This window comes from Shewanella sp. S23-S33, from assembly GCF_043359565.1.
In the GTDB taxonomy this organism is placed as follows: domain Bacteria; phylum Pseudomonadota; class Gammaproteobacteria; order Enterobacterales; family Shewanellaceae; genus Shewanella; species Shewanella oncorhynchi.
Window position 1 is genome coordinate 94,384 of the sequence record NZ_JBHFFD010000023.1, and the last position, 15,476, is coordinate 109,859.

The window sequence follows — 15,476 nt, forward strand, 5'->3', positions numbered from 1 at the left end:
TGATATAATCGACACTTTTGATATGGAAAAATAAAATTACGCTTGTTTCTGCTTATTTCCACTATCTCTATATTTCCACTAAGTGATAAATCACCAATGACTAAGGGTTTGGAAGTTCAACCATGTGGGCCCGCTGCATAGTTTTTTGTTTTACAGATATGATGATTCGGCATTGCATAAATTGGAGGATGAGAGCATGCAAGCGGAAGTACAGAACAAGTTTGAAGGCTATCCTGCGCATATAGCGCCCTTGCTGTTGCGGATTCGAATTTTGATTTTTTCGATTGCCGAAGTGCAGGATTTAGGTGCGGTGGAAGAGAGCTTAAAATGGGAGCACAGTGAGATTTGACTGGAAGCCTAAATATCCCGAACAATATTACCTATTCTTTAATTGTAAAACTCAGCTGGTTGATACATTTCGAGAGCTCTATTCAGACATACTGCAGTTTGAAGGGAATCGAGCCATAGTGTTGAATATCCATGATCCCTTGCCAGAATCCGCAATTTCCCAATGTATTGAATTATCTTTGAATGCAAAAGTATCAAACGCTTACCATCATTAGGTGCGTAAACCGACTTGGAACCAACTTGACAGAAGCTGTAGCACTTAAACCTTAGTTAAGGTGCTACCCTGTTTGCGGTAACGAAGCAGACTTATTTTTTGCCGATTGATTTGACAAAAAATTGCAGTCTTGGATAGTTAAATCTAGCGTTACCTTTGATTGAAAAATATAACAACACAGCCCAAATCGCGAGATATATCCCAATATCAATGGCTGAAAGCATCGCAGAATTGATTTGTTGGCCAGTCGCAAGCAACAGGCTTAAACTGAGTATTCCAGCTAGTAATCTAAAAATACGCTCTCTCATAATCACTTCCTTGTTGTTTATTTAACTCTTCTATCGCAACACTCGCTGAAAAAATGCCGTCGCTTGTAAGTACATTTGCAGCGCTAAAGCGGGATCATAGCGTTCGCCTTCATCACGCATAAAGGCGTGTTGGGCGTTGACTTCAAGCCAAGTGAAGTCACGGTTCAGCGCCATTAATTGCTGGTGGATTAGTACTCGGCCTTCCGCGGATACGTGGGGATCTTGCTTGCCGAACACTAACACTAATTCCCCTTGAATATCACCGCTGCGGCTCAATGAGTCATTACCGTAAGCGCAGGGTAGGGTGTTGGAATGAATGTCGGTAGGATAGAGGCAAAATGCACCTAAAATAGCGGGGTTGAGTGCGGCGCGGTAGGCTAAGTGGCCGCCGATACACACGCCCATAGAGCCAACTTTGCCATTGCAGTAAGTTTGTTGAGTGGCAAAATCGATCAGTGCTTGGGTATCGCTATCGTGGTGCTCTAGGGGTTTGGCAAATTTATCGGCGTTACCTTTATCTTTACCTGATTCATCATAGGCCAGCACAGTGCCTAAGGGATTCAGTTCATGGAACACTTCGGGTACTAACACCACAAAACCGTGGCCAGCAAGAATAGTAGCGGTGCGGGCGATGGGCGCCGTTTGCTGAAATATCTCGGAATAAAAGATGATACTTGGGAATATTCCCTGTGCTTCTGGGCGATAGATATAGGTGCGCATTAGCCCTGAAGGTGTGGAGATATCCTGAATTTCCTGAGTCACTAACATATTTATATTCCTCTATGAGGCTTCAAACGTTGAAGCCTCACTTTAGCAGTCAGGATTTTATCTGTCAGTTAAAACAATTCGTTACCTGAGAGTTCACCGGCACATAGTGCTTTTATATTGCTCAAGGTCGTTTTGGCAATGGCGCCTAGGGCTTCTTCGGTGAGGAAGGCTTGGTGACCCGTGAAAATCACGTTATGGCAGGCTGATAAACGACGGAATACATCGTCTTGAATAATTTCATTCGATTTGTCTTCGAAGAACAGGCCTTTTTCGTTTTCATATACATCGAGCCCAAGCGAGCCGATTTGTCCCAGTTTTAATGCTTCCATTGCGTCGAAAGCATTGAGTAAACCACCGCGGCTGGTGTTGATCACCATGACACCGGGTTTCATCTTGGCGAAGCTGGCTTGGTTTAGTAAGTGACGGTTATCCGCGGTTAACGGGCAATGCAAGCTGATGATATCGCTGTTGGCATAAATAGAGTCGAGATCTTGATATTCCACATTCAGCGCGACAACCGCTGGATTGATAAAGGGATCGAAGGCAATGACTTTACAGCCAAAACCGAGCAATACCTTGATGGTTGCTACGCCGATTTTACCTGTACCAATCACGCCGACGGTTTTGCCGAACATGTTAAAGCCGACTAAGCCTTCGAGGGAGAAGTTGGCATCGCGGGTGCGTTGGTAAGCTTTGTGGATTTTTCGATTCAGTGTCAACATCAGTGCGACTGTATGTTCGGCCACGGATTCAGGAGAATAAGCTGGTACGTTAACGACTTGCATGCCTAAGCGTTTAGCGGCAACTAAATCGACGTTGTTAAATCCAGCGCAGCGCATGGCGATAATTTTTGTGCCACCCTTAGCGAGTTCGACCAGAACTTCTTCACAGAGTGAATCGTTGACGAAGGCGCAGACAATTTCAAAACCTTCGGCAAGCTTCACTGTTTGCATGCAGAGGCGATAATCGAAGTACTCAATTTGTGCACCAAACGCAGCATTTGTGCGGTTAAAGTGCTGCATGTCGTAATGTTTTGCGCTAAAAAATCCAATTCTCATTTCAGTCACCTAACGGGTTTGCTGATGTCATTATCTGGCAAAGAGTGTAAGTGAGTTAGGGCTTTTTGTCCTTAGCCTTAGAAAATTCCCCGTTAAAATAGTGAGCTTTATCATCAATTGGGAATAAAAAAGCGAGCCCCTGACGGCTCGCTTATTGATTGACTGCTTTTACTTGAAGTGTTCAAGCTAGGGCTCTCATATTGAAAGTCGTACTATATGAGCTGAGGGTTAGTCCTTTAACCCTCCGTTATTGCATTTTACTTTTTGTCTTTAGCGTATTTAGCTGCAGATGCACCCGCGATACGGCCATAAGTAACGATATCGGAGATAGCATTACCACCTAAGCGGTTAGCACCGTGAACGCCACCTGTGACTTCACCTGCTGCATATAATCCATCAATAGGCTTGCCCGTTTTTTCACTCTTCACTTCGGCTTTAGTATCGATCACAACACCACCCATAGTGTGGTGAACTGCTGGCGCGATTTCGAGAGCATAGAAAGGTGCAACAACTAATTCACGTGGTAAATCAGGACGTTCAAATTGAGCATCTTTACCTGATTTAACAAAGCCATTATAAGCTTTCACTGTTTTAGCGAGTTCGGTCGCTGGAATATCTAACTGTTTAGCCAGATCTTCAATTGTTTTGCCTTCTTTAACAATGTTCAGGTGCACATAGCCTTCGATGGCTTTTAAGCTCTTACGGATAGAGTCATCGAATACCAAATAAGCACTTTCGCCTTTTTGTTGCAGAATCGCGGCAGACGCTTTGTCACGGGTGGTGATTTCGTTCATAAAGCGGTTACCTTCACGGTTAACCACGATCGCACCGTTACCACGTACCGCTTCGGTGATCATCACACCACCAGCAGGTGAATAAGTAGGGTGAGCTTGAATAAACTCTAAGTCGCGAGTTGCCGCGCCCGCTTGCAATGCCACGTCTAAGCCATCACCTGTAGCACCTGGGTGGTTAGTCGCTTTAAAGCCTTTTAACTTAGGATCGTACTTAGCAACACGATCGTTATTTTTCGCAAAACCACCCGCTGCGATAACGACAGCGTCAGCTTTGACCACGTAATAACCTGTGTATTCACCCTTCACCAATACGCCGGTAATTTTACCGCTCGCATCTTCAAGAATACGTACTACACGGCTGTTTAAGCGGATGTCAGTACCACGTTTCACTGCATTGTCCCATAGAACTTGTGCTACGTGTGCACCCACGCCAGCGCCGCCTGTTGGACGGTGACTACGGTTAACACTTGCGCCACCCATACGACCTACGTCAGTCATATCGGCACCCATAGAGGTTAACCAATCGATAGAGTCTGATGAGTTGTTGGCTAAGGTTTTGACCAGTTCAGGATCGTTAATATTGCGACCACCTTTCATGGTGTCGTCGATCATGATTTGTTTCTTGTCTGCGATACCTAGTTTAGCCTGTGGCTTAGTTTCTGCAGCGTTCATACCGCCAGCAGCAAGTTTAGTGTTTCCGCCTGGGATAGGTTCTTTTTCAAGCAGGATAACTTTAGCGCCTGCATCACGGGCTGAAACGGCTGCAGCAAGACCTGCACCACCTGAACCTATGATCACGACATCAGTGGTTTCTTTTGCGCCAGCGGCAATGGCTTTATCTTGAGCAGCTTTGTCTGCATCAACAGGCACAAACTTACGTTCCCACTTACCACCGTAAGGCATATCGAAGCCGAAGCTGTGACAAGCATCGCAATAGGTGACTGATTTTTCATGACCTTTATGGCAGCTAGTACAAGCAATTTCGCCAATTAGGTGAGATTTATGGGGTGATACTTTATCTTTAGGTGCAGCGGCGGCCAGTTCTTTTAAATCACCGTGGCAGCTAACACACTGAGCATTTTCATGGGTAAGGTTGTCGTTGGTGACGCCACCTTTGTCTGATACGTGGCAGCTGTCGCAGCTACCCATTTCACCGTGAAAATCGGCTAGCACTTCTGGTGCTGCATAGGCAGTACCTGCCATAGCGCCAGAGATCAGCATGGCTAGTGCTGTTTTTTGAATCTTTCTTGTGAACATGATAGTTCCTCCGCCGTACATTCATCTACTTAATAAGGGTTATTCATCGTGGCGTGATATTTATTTTTTACGCAGCTCACGCACTGTTAGAGCATTCTCCATTTGCAAATTTAGCACTATCTAAAGAGGTATATGTGTGTTCAGATCACATAACCTTTGTTACAGCGAAAATAACATATTTAAAATGTGCAATCGGATGGGAAATATTAATGAAGTTGAGACTAATCACTGCTTCAATACGGTATAACATGCGTGAGTTAACATATTGAATGGATTGATTTTAACTTTGTAAAATAAAAATGGTATGAATTATGGTTTTGGTGGTGTGTTTTATCTATTTGTATTTTATAGATATTATAATTTAATCTTGTATATTGAGGAGATGGCTTATTTATTTTTATATATTCTATAAATAATGTTATTTCAAAAGCCTTTATTGTATAAAATTATATTGTCATTTTAATTAAATGTTACGCAATTGATTCTTAAGGGGTTGTAATGCACAAACAAGGCATATCAGAAAAACGTTTTTGGTTTCAACGTTTGAGTAAAACCAGTTTAAGAGCATTACATATTTTAGGGATCGTTGGTGTTGGTGGTGGCATTTTATTAGATGTAAATAAAGTGCAATGGTTGAGTTATTGGTATCTCGCGATGACGACGGGCAGCATATTAATGTTATGGGAAATCGTAAGGGATTGGCGCTGGCTGATCCAGCTTAAGGGAGTGTTAACTTTAGTAAAAATAGGCTTGCTTGGCCTGTTTGTGCCGCTGGCTCATTACAAACCTGAGCTGTTAATCGTGATACTTTTTTTGTCAGTGATCGTGTCCCATGGTCCTGCAGGGCTCAGGCATTATTCTATTGTGCATCGTCGGCAAATTGACTCGAAAAAAGAAATTAAGGGCTAATTGATATGTCTGTAACCCATACGTCAACTTTAACGCCTGCCGCGTTAATCACAGAGTTCGCTTGGCCTAATCCATCTGTGTCTAACTTAGCCTTGAGTTGTTTCGATGGACTTAAGGTACTCGATCTCGCTTGCGGTTCTGGGCGTAATGGTTTGTGGTTTTTAGCGCGAGGGGCTGAAGTGACTTTTATCGATCGAGATTTGTCAGCCATGTCACACATTGATCAGGCTAATGCTTACAAATTACAAAGGGATTTAGAAGCTGAGGCAGGACCATTATTGCCGGTAGAAGAGTACGATATTGTCTTAGTATTTAATTATCTGCATCGCCCATTACTGCCACAAATTGCTAAGGCGGTTAAGAGCACAGGCCTTATCGTCTATGAAACCTTTACAACGCAACAGGCGCAGATAGGTAGGCCACGCAACCCAGATTTCTTACTTACTGAAAATGAACTCAAATCAGTGTTTGCTAACTGGCAATCTTTACATTACTTTGAAGGTCGATTATGTGATCCGCAGTCCACTCAAAGCAGTTATAAAGCCCAGTTGATTGCGCGAAAACCTACAACGTAAATTTATTGATTGAGACTCAGAGGTCGTAGGATGTTTCCCTATCCAGAGCAATATCGCATTGCAACGCCGCCGTTGACGACCGCCTTTATGGTGGCGTGGGCTTTATTCAGTCACAGCTTATTTTCCGATGCAAACCCTGTCGCACTCTATCCGCTGTTAGCGCTATTTCCTTTGGTGATTGGATTACATTTATATTTGATTTTGTTAGCAAAAGGAATGGGGCGACTCGATCAGTGTTTCTATGCCTTAGTGCATATCCCATTGGCATTTGTGGTGTGGACATTCACTATTATGCACGTGAATGGTAACGCTTTTTCTTAAATTCGCCTGACGTTTTAGAGGAAATAACAAAAAAAAGCGCCCTGATAATCAGAGCGCTTTTTTTGATTTTGTATTGCTAACAATTAGGCCGTGGTGTTGATGTTGTGGCCTGCATTGCCTACGGGTTTTGGCGCCGCAGCTGCAATTAAATCTACCGCGATTTTACCTTCGGCTTTTTGCTGCTCTTTTGCTAACTGAGCAACCTTAACGCCAATTGCACCATTTTCTAGATTCGGTGCGATAACTTGTGTATTCAGTGAAATTGACATAACTAACCTCAATTGTAAGCTGGATCCCTTTATCGGCAAACCCACGGTTAACTTTAGTCGTTACACATGAATTTGCCAATTTGCAATTATTTTGCCTTGGCCGTGAGCAGTTTGCGGCCGATAACAATTATTGCTGTAACGCCTAGCGAGCCTAAAATCAATCCGAGTGCCAGGCTCACATTTTGCAGTGCTGTTGGGTCAATAACCAGTGCGATACCCATACCCAACATCATCACGCCTGACATAAGTTTCAGGGTTTGGCCTTCTTTTTCGGTTAACTTACGTTTGCCTAAGGTCGCACTGAAAACGATAACAATAATAGCTAGCGGGATCACATATACAATATTGTATAAAACCAGATACATATAGCGTTCAATGTCTGGCAGATTGTGCATAGATAGCACACTGGTGTAGATCATTGGGAAGCCTGCGGTGCAAAGTAATTCATAGGCGTTGGCGAGGATAGCTAATACGGTAGAACCTATGAGTAACGCGCCTAAGTTACTGGAATTGGATAGTTTCCCCATGCGTTTTATTAGACTCGTACGATTTTCTGCCGACATCGATAGTGTCACTTCTCCCTTAGTAAAGAAGTAATCTTTGATATTGATGACTCCAGCAATCAAAGCTAAACAACCCGCCGCTAAAATGATCATACCGCCATCACTGCCTGCCCCCAGCAGTTGGAAGATGTTTAGCCATGCCGTCATAAACAGGAAATAGATAAAGCCGGAGAAGAATACGAAAATCCCGCCGACGAGTAACATGCGGCTGCGACTCTTGGCATTAACCATTATCGATAGTAAAAATAGCAATACAAAGAAGGCACAAGGGTTAAAAGCATCGACACCTGCGAGCACTAAGGTGAGTAACGGCAGAGACATAGTCTCAGGTGTCACTACTCCCACTAAAGGTAATTCAACGGGTTGAACTTCTGGCTCTGCAACGGGCTCGCTTAAGCTGGTGGCATCACAGGTGCCTTCGCCAGTATCCGTGCCACAAGTGCCAAAGAGCGGTGCATCTGTTTGAGCGCTTGTGGTTGTGCTGGTGGCTCCTTTGGTGGGGAGGTCAGCGTCGCTCAGTTTACCGCCAAGGGATAAATAACAATTCTTCAGTCGATTGACTAAAAATTCACCCGTTACCGCTTCACTTGAATATCCCACAATGGCCTTTTCACAACTTGCCATATAGGGTACTGAGCGTGCTTCTGTATTGGTTTTGGAGGCGATATTTTGCCAAATATCCTGTACGCCGGGATCTGACACCCTATGGGATTCGAGTTCTATCCAAGGGTATTTTTGCGGTAATGAATCAATGAACGGATGGGCCTCTGCACAGTGCGGACAGGTTTTTGACCAAAAGAAATACAGCTTAATTTTGAGTTCACCCTGAGCATTCACATAATGCCACGTTCGATCCGCTGAGCTTGATGGTGTTGTCTCGGCCCAGCTCGGGATAGAAAAGGCAAAGAGGAATAATAGCGAGCAAAAGAGAGATAATTTCGATAGATATTTTGTCATAGCGCCTCCCACAGAGAGTGGGTTTAAGTATCGTCAAACGGTTCGATTATCTCTTACTCTACTTAAATCAATCATTTTGATTAAATTAGATATTAAGAAGTGTTAGTTAACTCGCGAATAATAATTTTTTGGGAACTGAAACCAGTTTATCTCCCTGTGAAATGGTGTGATGCACACTCACTCTCAGCTTGAGCTGTTATTGGCTAATAAAGAATAAAGCACCCGAGGGTGCTCTATTTCTGACGTTATCAACAGGTGTCGATGATGGGTTATGGTTAGCCTAACGTTACGCCATTTACGCTAAGTTTAACGTCGATATTATTGCGCGTGGCGTTCGAGTACGGACAAACTTGATGCGCATGACGCACTAGGGCTTCTGCGGCTTCTTGCGGTAAATCTAAGCTGACTTCTAAGGCAACCGCTAATGCAAAACCACCGGCGTCATTGGCACCTATGCCAACAACCGCACTGACTGGCGCTTCGGTAATATCCACTTTGCCGATTTTTGCGACGTGCAGAACGGCGTTTGAGAAACAGGCGGCATAACCTGCGGCAAACAGTTGTTCAGGATTAGTGGCGAGACCGCTACCGCCCATGGCTTTTGGATAGGCTAAAGCGACATCCAGTAAACCATCATCAGTGCTGACTTGACCTTGACGACCCGCTTTTGCTGTGGCACGTGTTTCATAAAGTGTTTTCATAGTATTAGACCTTTTAAGATTAAGGATTAAGTAAATTGATTTAAATTGTGTGCAATTCAATTGCGGTAAACTATAATTCGATCTTTGGTGTGAATGCAAGTATATTGTGCGCAATATATTTAATTTGTCGGATCTTCCTATGGCAACGCTTCAACCCAATACCCGTATAAATCCTGTTGATATGGCCGAAAATGCCAGCACAGAGAATGCCTTATGTCTTGAGAATCAAGTGTGCTTCTCACTTTATAGTGCCGCGAATGCTATGGTGCGTGCCTATCGGCCTTTGTTGGACAAATTAGATCTAACCTATCCGCAGTACTTAGTCATGCTAGTGCTATGGGAAGAGCAGGGGATTAGTGTCAAAACCTTAGGCGATAAACTTTTCCTCGATTCAGGCACGTTAACGCCATTGCTGAAGCGGCTAGAATCTAAAGGATTAGTGACTCGCGGGCGTAGCGAGCAGGATGAACGCGTGAGAGTGCTGGCCTTAACGCCTGCAGGACTTTCCCTCAAAACACAGGCAAGTGAAATTCCTCATTTGATGCGTTGTAAAGTCGGCGGCGAGGCGAGCGAACTAAAAGCCTTAAAGGCCATGTGCGATCAAGCACTTAAGCAATTGCATGCCAGTATTGATTAAACTCTTATCGTCGAGATTTGATCTAAGATTAACTTATTGACATATTAACGCTTATTAGCGGTTCGACTGAGTGTAATGGGTTGTATGCTTGAGGCTCAGCGGGTCAGTTGTCTATTGAAGGTTAGCGAGAGTAAGTTATGGCCTGTTTCGATGTAGCCATTATTGGCGGTGGGATCAGCGGTGTCGGCATTGCCCAATATGCAGCAGCAGCGGGCTATTCCACCTTGCTGATTGAAAAGGGCGAAATTGGCGGCCAAACCTCAGCGAATTCCAGCAAGCTTATCCACGGTGGTTTACGCTATTTAGAAACCGGACAAATTAATTTAGTTCGCAAATCATTGCTTGAAAGGCGACATTTACTCAATCTTGCGCCATCACTTGTTAAAGCTGTGCCCTTTTATATTCCCGTGTACGACAACAGTCAGCGCAGTCCTTGGACCATTCGCGCTGGACTGAGTATGTATGCACTGCTGAGTGAATTTGATCCTTTAGGCCAATTTGTGTCAGTGCCTGCCGTGCATTGGCATCGTTTCAAGGGATTAAAACTCTCTGGATTAAAAGCCGTATTTCAGTACTGGGATGCGCAGACCGACGATAAATTGCTCACTCAAGCGGTGGCGCGCAGCGCGCAGGCACTGGGCGCGGAAGTGTATGCCGAAGCTGAATTTCTTGAGTTGGAACACAAGCGCGAGACCTGTGAGCTGAGTTTTAGCCACAGGGGCGAGGCCCATAGTGCCGAGGCGCGTCTTGTTATCAATGCCGCTGGTCCTTGGGTGAATGAGGTGTTAAGTAAAGTGTTGCCTCCACTTGCGGGTGTTGAACTCGATTGGGTGCAAGGCGCCCATGTGTTACTGGATATTCCTGCGCCCGATGGCATCTTGTACTTAGAGTCATGCTTCGATAAACGAGTAATATTTGTGATGCCTTGGTATGGTCAAACCTTAGTCGGCACCACAGAAACTGAATTAACCTCTTTAGATAAGCCGCCTGAGGCGACCGAATCTGAAATTAATTATCTGCTGGGGATCTACAAACATTATTTCCCACTAACGCCGGATATTGATGAGCTCAAGGCGCTAATAACCAAAACCTTCTGCGGTATTCGGGTCTTGCCTAAGCAAAATAGCCAAGCCTTTGAGCGACCGCGAGATACCTTAATGCAAACATCGATTTCCCATCCGCGAATACTCAGTTTATATGGCGGTAAGTTAACGACGTTTCGCAGTACCTCAGCTGAAGTGCTTGAATGGATTGAAAAGGCCATAGGTAAGCGGCAGTCTATTGCTGATGTTGATAAACTCGCCCTATCTTGAGTGTGCCGTGAATTATGCACTTGATGCTGATTTGAATATGCTTCAAGGTGATTTTTACCTTTAAAACCGCTACAGTGTGGCGCTTTTTTACTGATATCTAGGATCTGCCGTGAGTGCTGCTATTGTAAATACCGCCAAGCAATGTGGTTATTTTAACCAAGGTCTGTGCCTTTCTTGCCGGCATATACGACAGCCTATGGTGCAGCAAGTGGCGGTTAAGACTCAAACTTTACAGCAACTACTCGCGCCTTTTATCCCAGCTAATTTGCCCGATATTTTTCAGCCGCCGGTAATTGGGGAGGACAGCGGCTTTCGTAATAAAGCTAAAATGGTAGCCTTAGGCGCCGCCCATGCGCCTGTGTTGGGGATTGTGAGCCCAAGTGGCGAGGCGGTAGATCTTTGCGACTGCCTTTTATATCCATCTGATATGCAAGATTTATTACATCGCTTAACACACTTTGTGCAGCAGGCTGGACTTCCTCCTTATCGGGTAGATAGAGCCAAGGGTGAACTTAAATTTATTCTGCTGACCCGCAGTCAAGTGCGTGGTGAATATCTACTGCGGTTTGTACTGCGGTCCACCAATAGTATCGAACGTATCGAACGTGAATTACCTGCATTATTAGCTGAATATCCGCAAATAAAAGTGGTGTCAGTCAATATCCAACCGGTTCATATGGCAATACTTGAGGGTGATGAAGAGATTTTCTTAACTGAGAATACTAGGCTTGAAGAACGTTTTAATCATGTGCCTTTGTTTATTCGGCCTAAGAGCTTTTTCCAAACCAATCCACACGTTGCGGCTCAGTTATATCAAACCGCCCGTGAATGGGTTGCCGAGTTTTCACCTCATTCGTTATGGGATCTCTTCTGTGGTGTAGGCGGTTTCGGACTGCACTGTGCATCCAAAGACATTACCCTCACAGGGATTGAAATTGAAGCTGAAGCGATTGCCTGCGCGCAAATGTCAGCGCAAATGATGGGGCTCGAAAACGTGCAATTTATGGCGCTCGATTCCACCGACTTTGCTAAGGGTAAAAGCGCTGCCGATAAGCCGGATTTGATCATCGTTAATCCACCAAGGCGTGGCATTGGCGAGGCGCTATGTCAGTCTTTAAGCGAGTTTGCCCCTAAAGCCATTCTCTATTCAAGCTGTAATCCCAAAACCTTAGCGAAAGATCTCGAACATATTCAAGGCTATCACTTAACCAAAGTGCAGCTATTTGATTTATTCCCCCACACGGATCACTTCGAAGTACTAGTCATGTTGGTGAAGGATTAATTTTTTAGCTCATCAATTTATCACTAAGTATTTGTGTTCACTCGCTTTACGACTCTTGAAGTCCGCTCAAACAATCATAAGGACTCTACCATGTGGAGTCTTTGCAATACTTTTATCTGCGCTGCTCCCGTGAAACTTCATCAAAGTGTCTTTTTAGTGGCATAATCTTCAGCACTTTATGCATTGATGGGCGGCGATTTATGCTACAGATTTTCCTACGCTTTTTTACCTTGGGCTTGATGAGTTTTGGCGGACCTGCGGCGCACATTGGTTATTTTCGCCAGACCTTCGTAAATGAACTCGGTTGGCTCGATGATAAGCGTTACGCCAGTCTGGTTGCCTTAAGCCAATTTATGCCGGGGCCAGGGTCGAGCCAAGTGGGTTTTGCCATTGGTTATCAAAGAGGCGGGCTTGTTGGCGCGCTTGCTGCTTTTGCCGGTTTTACACTACCTTCCTTTATCTTAATGTACTTACTGGCGGTAACAACGTCGGCCTGGCTCGCCAATCATTATGTTCAAGGGATGATTTATGGGCTTAAGTTAATGGCCGTCGTTGTGGTTGCCGATGCCGTTCTCGCCATGTTTAAACAGTTCTGCCAACGCAAATCCGCACGCCTATTAATGTTAGTCAGTACTGCTGCAATTTTGATTGCGCCATCTATGTGGACGCAAATCCTCTTGTTACTTGGCGCCGCCACTATCGGCATCTATAAATTGAGTGCGAGCCAAGATGACACAGTAGCGCTGGCACCGATTCGATTGAATTACTTCTATTTGTTGCTCTTTTTCGTGTTGCTCATCGGCAGTTTTTTTATCGTGGATTTAGGCTCTGAAGCTTGGATCTTCGGTGAGTTTTATCGCGTAGGGAGCTTAGTATTTGGTGGTGGTCATGTTGTGCTACCTCTGCTAGAAACAGCAGTGGGTGATACCATAGGTGGCGATCGTTTTCTGACAGGTTATGCCTTTGCCCAAGCAGTGCCAGGACCTATGTTTACCTTTGCGACCTTTTTAGGCGCTGAAGTGATGTTAGATAAGCCCTTCATGGGGGCTTGCATCGCAACCGCAGCCATTTTCTTACCCGGTTTTTTACTCATGCTGGTGGGGTTGAAAAGTTGGCATGCGATTGCCGCAAGACCAAAAATTGCTGGCGCGATAGCGGGAGTGAATGCCTGTGTTGTTGGCTTACTTGCCGCAGCACTTTATCAACCCGTGTTTTCTCAGGCGGTATTCTCAGGTAAAGATATGGCCTTGGTATTGCTCGGTTTTGGTGCATTAAAGTTATTTAAACCACCTATGCTACAACTGGTATTAGGCTTTAGTGTATGTGGTGTGCTGCTTAATATGCTTTGAACTGAGTCGTTATTAATCGAATGTTTATTGAGCAAGATTAAGATTTTGTTACTTTAAGCGCATAGAAATACAACAATCTTAGCTATACTCCGAAGATACAAGTTGTAATCCTTTGGAGCATTCAAGTATGTCTAAGTTGAGTTTGCGCAATAAATTATTATTGCTGTCGCTGTTTCCTTTGATCCTCGCATTATTGGTGTTGATGTCGGTTTCTTATTATGTTGAGAAAAATGCGCTTGCCGATGAGGTGGTTACCTTTAGATCTAAGCTCGTCGGTGAACGTAAACAACAAATTAAAGAAGCTACCGAAATTGCCGCTGGTATAGTGAATTACCAATTATCGTTAAAAGAACAAGGGAATGTGAATCAAGCGCTAAGAGACATACGTTTTGGCAGTGCGGGTTATTTCTTCATGTATGACTCTCAAGGGAAAAATATTTTTCATGCCCTCATACCGAGTTTAGAAGGGCAAAATAAAATGGATATGACAGATCCTCGCGGCACTAAAATTATCGTCGGTCTGCTCGATGCCGCTAAACGTGGCGATGGTAGTTTCTCCTATTACTATCAAAAACCTAATACTAATGAACAGATTGAAAAAATCAGTTACGCCATGATGATCCCAGGTACTGACTGGATGTTAGGTACTGGGGCATATATCGATGATATTGAAGCTGTTGTTGAAGATTATCGTGAGACAGTGACTGAGCAAATGGCTGAAAAATCCTTCGCGATTTTGCTGATAGCGCTTTTCCTTACGGGTATTACTGGCTTTATCATTATGATTGCCGCCCACCGTATGGTCGTGCCAATCAAGAATATGGCCGATAACTTAAATGATATTGCTAAGGGCGAAGGGGATTTAACCAAGCGACTTACCGTAAAAGGTGAAGACGAAATTGCCCAACTTGGGCGCTCCTTTAACCTCTTTGTCGATAAACTTCAGCATATTATCGGCGATGTCGCGACTGCGACGGCTAAAGTAAAAACGGCAGCCAATGCGATTCATGATCAAACTAAAGTCATGTCGAGCCAGTTGGTGAGTCATAACAATGAAACCGATCAGGTGGTGACTGCAATCACTGAGATGTCCTCCACTGCGAACGAAGTGGCTAAGAATACCACTCAAGTAGCCGAAGCGACTCACGCTGCTACTGGTGATGTGGCGAATGCACAGCGCTGTGTTGATGCTTCGCTTGAGGAGATTGCGTCTTTAATGTCGCAAATCAACAATGCGGCAGGCAGTATAAAATCACTCAGCGAGCAATCACAGAAGATCAACAGCGTGCTTTCTGTCATTGGCGGTATTGCCGAGCAAACTAACCTATTGGCATTGAACGCCGCCATCGAAGCGGCCCGTGCTGGTGAACAGGGTCGTGGATTTGCTGTGGTCGCCGACGAGGTGCGTAATTTAGCCAGTCGAACTCAAGCCAGCACGTTAGAAATCAACGAGATGTTATCGGCACTGCATAAGCTAGTGACCCAAGCCGTGAAAGCCATGGAAGAGAGTCAGCAAAGCTGTGTACGTTCGGTGGATTCTTCTCGTACGATTTCCGATAGTTTAGGCTCAGTCACTTCAGCGGTAACGGCGATTAATGATATGAGTACCCAAATTGCGGCCGCGGCGACAGAGCAAAGCTCAGTAACCGAAGAAATTAACCGTAACGTGTATGCCATCCAAGAGATTGTAAACGAGCTGCTTCATTCCAGCGAAGATGCCGCTAGGATCAGTATGACAGTCTCGGAAGAAGGCATTAACTTGGGCAAGTTAGTGGGCCAGTTTAAGATTTAGTGGGACAGTTTAAGATTTAATTGCAGCAATCTTGATTAAAAACGGGAGACTTAAGGTCTCC

At 44.6% G+C, this 15,476-nt stretch carries 15 protein-coding genes and 1 pseudogene; 9 read left to right on the plus strand and 7 right to left on the minus strand.

Annotated features, from left to right (window positions below):
• Positions 1-196 precede the first annotated feature (196 nt).
• Positions 197-571, plus strand: a pseudogene (locus tag ACHA99_RS07390) (DUF1801 domain-containing protein).
• A gap of 83 nt (positions 572-654) precedes the next feature.
• On the opposite strand, the gene ACHA99_RS07395 reads toward ACHA99_RS07390, so the two are convergent.
• The 4 genes from ACHA99_RS07395 to fccA form a co-directional block, all read right to left on the minus strand.
• On the minus strand, positions 655-870 hold the full coding sequence (locus ACHA99_RS07395; RefSeq protein WP_393941948.1) for a hypothetical protein: 216 nt from the start codon (positions 868-870) through the stop codon (positions 655-657).
• Positions 871-900: 30 nt separating this feature from the next.
• Positions 901-1,638: a dienelactone hydrolase family protein gene (locus ACHA99_RS07400; protein ID WP_393941950.1), complete on the minus strand. Its 738-nt coding sequence runs from the start codon at positions 1,636-1,638 to the stop codon at positions 901-903.
• Between the two features lie 68 nt (positions 1,639-1,706).
• Entirely contained in the window at positions 1,707-2,696 is a 990-nt protein-coding gene (locus ACHA99_RS07405) for a 2-hydroxyacid dehydrogenase (RefSeq protein ID WP_263143368.1), read from the minus strand.
• A 257-nt stretch (positions 2,697-2,953) separates the two neighbouring features.
• The gene (gene fccA / locus ACHA99_RS07410; protein WP_393941952.1) at positions 2,954-4,747 is read right to left on the minus strand and encodes a fumarate reductase flavoprotein subunit FccA; all 1,794 of its coding nucleotides are present in this window, start codon (positions 4,745-4,747) and stop codon (positions 2,954-2,956) included.
• A gap of 498 nt (positions 4,748-5,245) precedes the next feature.
• On the opposite strand from fccA, the gene ACHA99_RS07415 reads away from it, so the two are divergent.
• The 3 genes from ACHA99_RS07415 to ACHA99_RS07425 are packed head-to-tail and all read left to right on the plus strand — an operon-like array spanning position 5,246 to position 6,552.
• Positions 5,246-5,656, plus strand: coding sequence for a hypothetical protein (locus ACHA99_RS07415; protein WP_113939830.1), 411 nt, complete (start codon positions 5,246-5,248; stop codon positions 5,654-5,656).
• Between the two features lie 5 nt (positions 5,657-5,661).
• A complete protein-coding gene (locus ACHA99_RS07420) occupies positions 5,662-6,231 on the plus strand; it encodes a bifunctional 2-polyprenyl-6-hydroxyphenol methylase/3-demethylubiquinol 3-O-methyltransferase UbiG (protein ID WP_106651483.1) in 570 nt (189 codons plus the stop codon).
• Between the two features lie 30 nt (positions 6,232-6,261).
• Positions 6,262-6,552, plus strand: coding sequence for a hypothetical protein (locus tag ACHA99_RS07425; protein ID WP_105250069.1), 291 nt, complete (start codon positions 6,262-6,264; stop codon positions 6,550-6,552).
• Positions 6,553-6,635: 83 nt separating this feature from the next.
• Here the strand turns inward: ACHA99_RS07425 and ACHA99_RS07430 are convergent, their stop codons facing one another.
• The 3 genes from ACHA99_RS07430 to ACHA99_RS07440 all read right to left on the minus strand — a co-directional run bounded on the left by ACHA99_RS07430 (position 6,636) and on the right by ACHA99_RS07440 (position 9,042).
• Complete coding sequence (locus ACHA99_RS07430) at positions 6,636-6,821, minus strand: cytoplasmic protein (protein WP_393941955.1); 186 nt, start codon at positions 6,819-6,821, stop codon at positions 6,636-6,638.
• 86 nt (positions 6,822-6,907) lie between these two features.
• Positions 6,908-8,341 carry a cytochrome C biosynthesis protein gene (locus ACHA99_RS07435; RefSeq protein ID WP_393941956.1) on the minus strand — a complete coding sequence of 478 codons (1,434 nt, stop codon included), beginning with the start codon at positions 8,339-8,341 and terminating at the stop codon, positions 6,908-6,910.
• A gap of 275 nt (positions 8,342-8,616) precedes the next feature.
• On the minus strand, positions 8,617-9,042 hold the full coding sequence (locus ACHA99_RS07440) for an organic hydroperoxide resistance protein (protein WP_131524696.1): 426 nt from the start codon (positions 9,040-9,042) through the stop codon (positions 8,617-8,619).
• Between the two features lie 139 nt (positions 9,043-9,181).
• Between ACHA99_RS07440 and ACHA99_RS07445 the strand changes: the two genes are divergently transcribed.
• The 5 genes from ACHA99_RS07445 (at position 9,182) to ACHA99_RS07465 (ending at position 15,415) form a co-directional block, all read left to right on the plus strand.
• Positions 9,182-9,679 (plus strand): MarR family winged helix-turn-helix transcriptional regulator, encoded by a 498-nt coding sequence (locus ACHA99_RS07445; protein WP_372833095.1) that lies wholly within the window; start codon positions 9,182-9,184, stop codon positions 9,677-9,679.
• 137 nt (positions 9,680-9,816) lie between these two features.
• The gene (locus ACHA99_RS07450) at positions 9,817-10,992 is read left to right on the plus strand and encodes a glycerol-3-phosphate dehydrogenase/oxidase (protein ID WP_393941959.1); all 1,176 of its coding nucleotides are present in this window, start codon (positions 9,817-9,819) and stop codon (positions 10,990-10,992) included.
• Positions 10,993-11,101: 109 nt separating this feature from the next.
• On the plus strand, positions 11,102-12,274 hold the full coding sequence (gene rlmC, locus ACHA99_RS07455) for a 23S rRNA (uracil(747)-C(5))-methyltransferase RlmC (protein WP_393941961.1): 1,173 nt from the start codon (positions 11,102-11,104) through the stop codon (positions 12,272-12,274).
• Between the two features lie 200 nt (positions 12,275-12,474).
• Positions 12,475-13,623 carry a chromate efflux transporter gene (chrA, locus tag ACHA99_RS07460; protein WP_393941963.1) on the plus strand — a complete coding sequence of 383 codons (1,149 nt, stop codon included), beginning with the start codon at positions 12,475-12,477 and terminating at the stop codon, positions 13,621-13,623.
• Positions 13,624-13,750: 127 nt separating this feature from the next.
• The gene (locus ACHA99_RS07465; RefSeq protein ID WP_219250334.1) at positions 13,751-15,415 is read left to right on the plus strand and encodes a methyl-accepting chemotaxis protein; all 1,665 of its coding nucleotides are present in this window, start codon (positions 13,751-13,753) and stop codon (positions 15,413-15,415) included.
• The last annotated feature ends 61 nt before the right edge of the window (positions 15,416-15,476 follow it).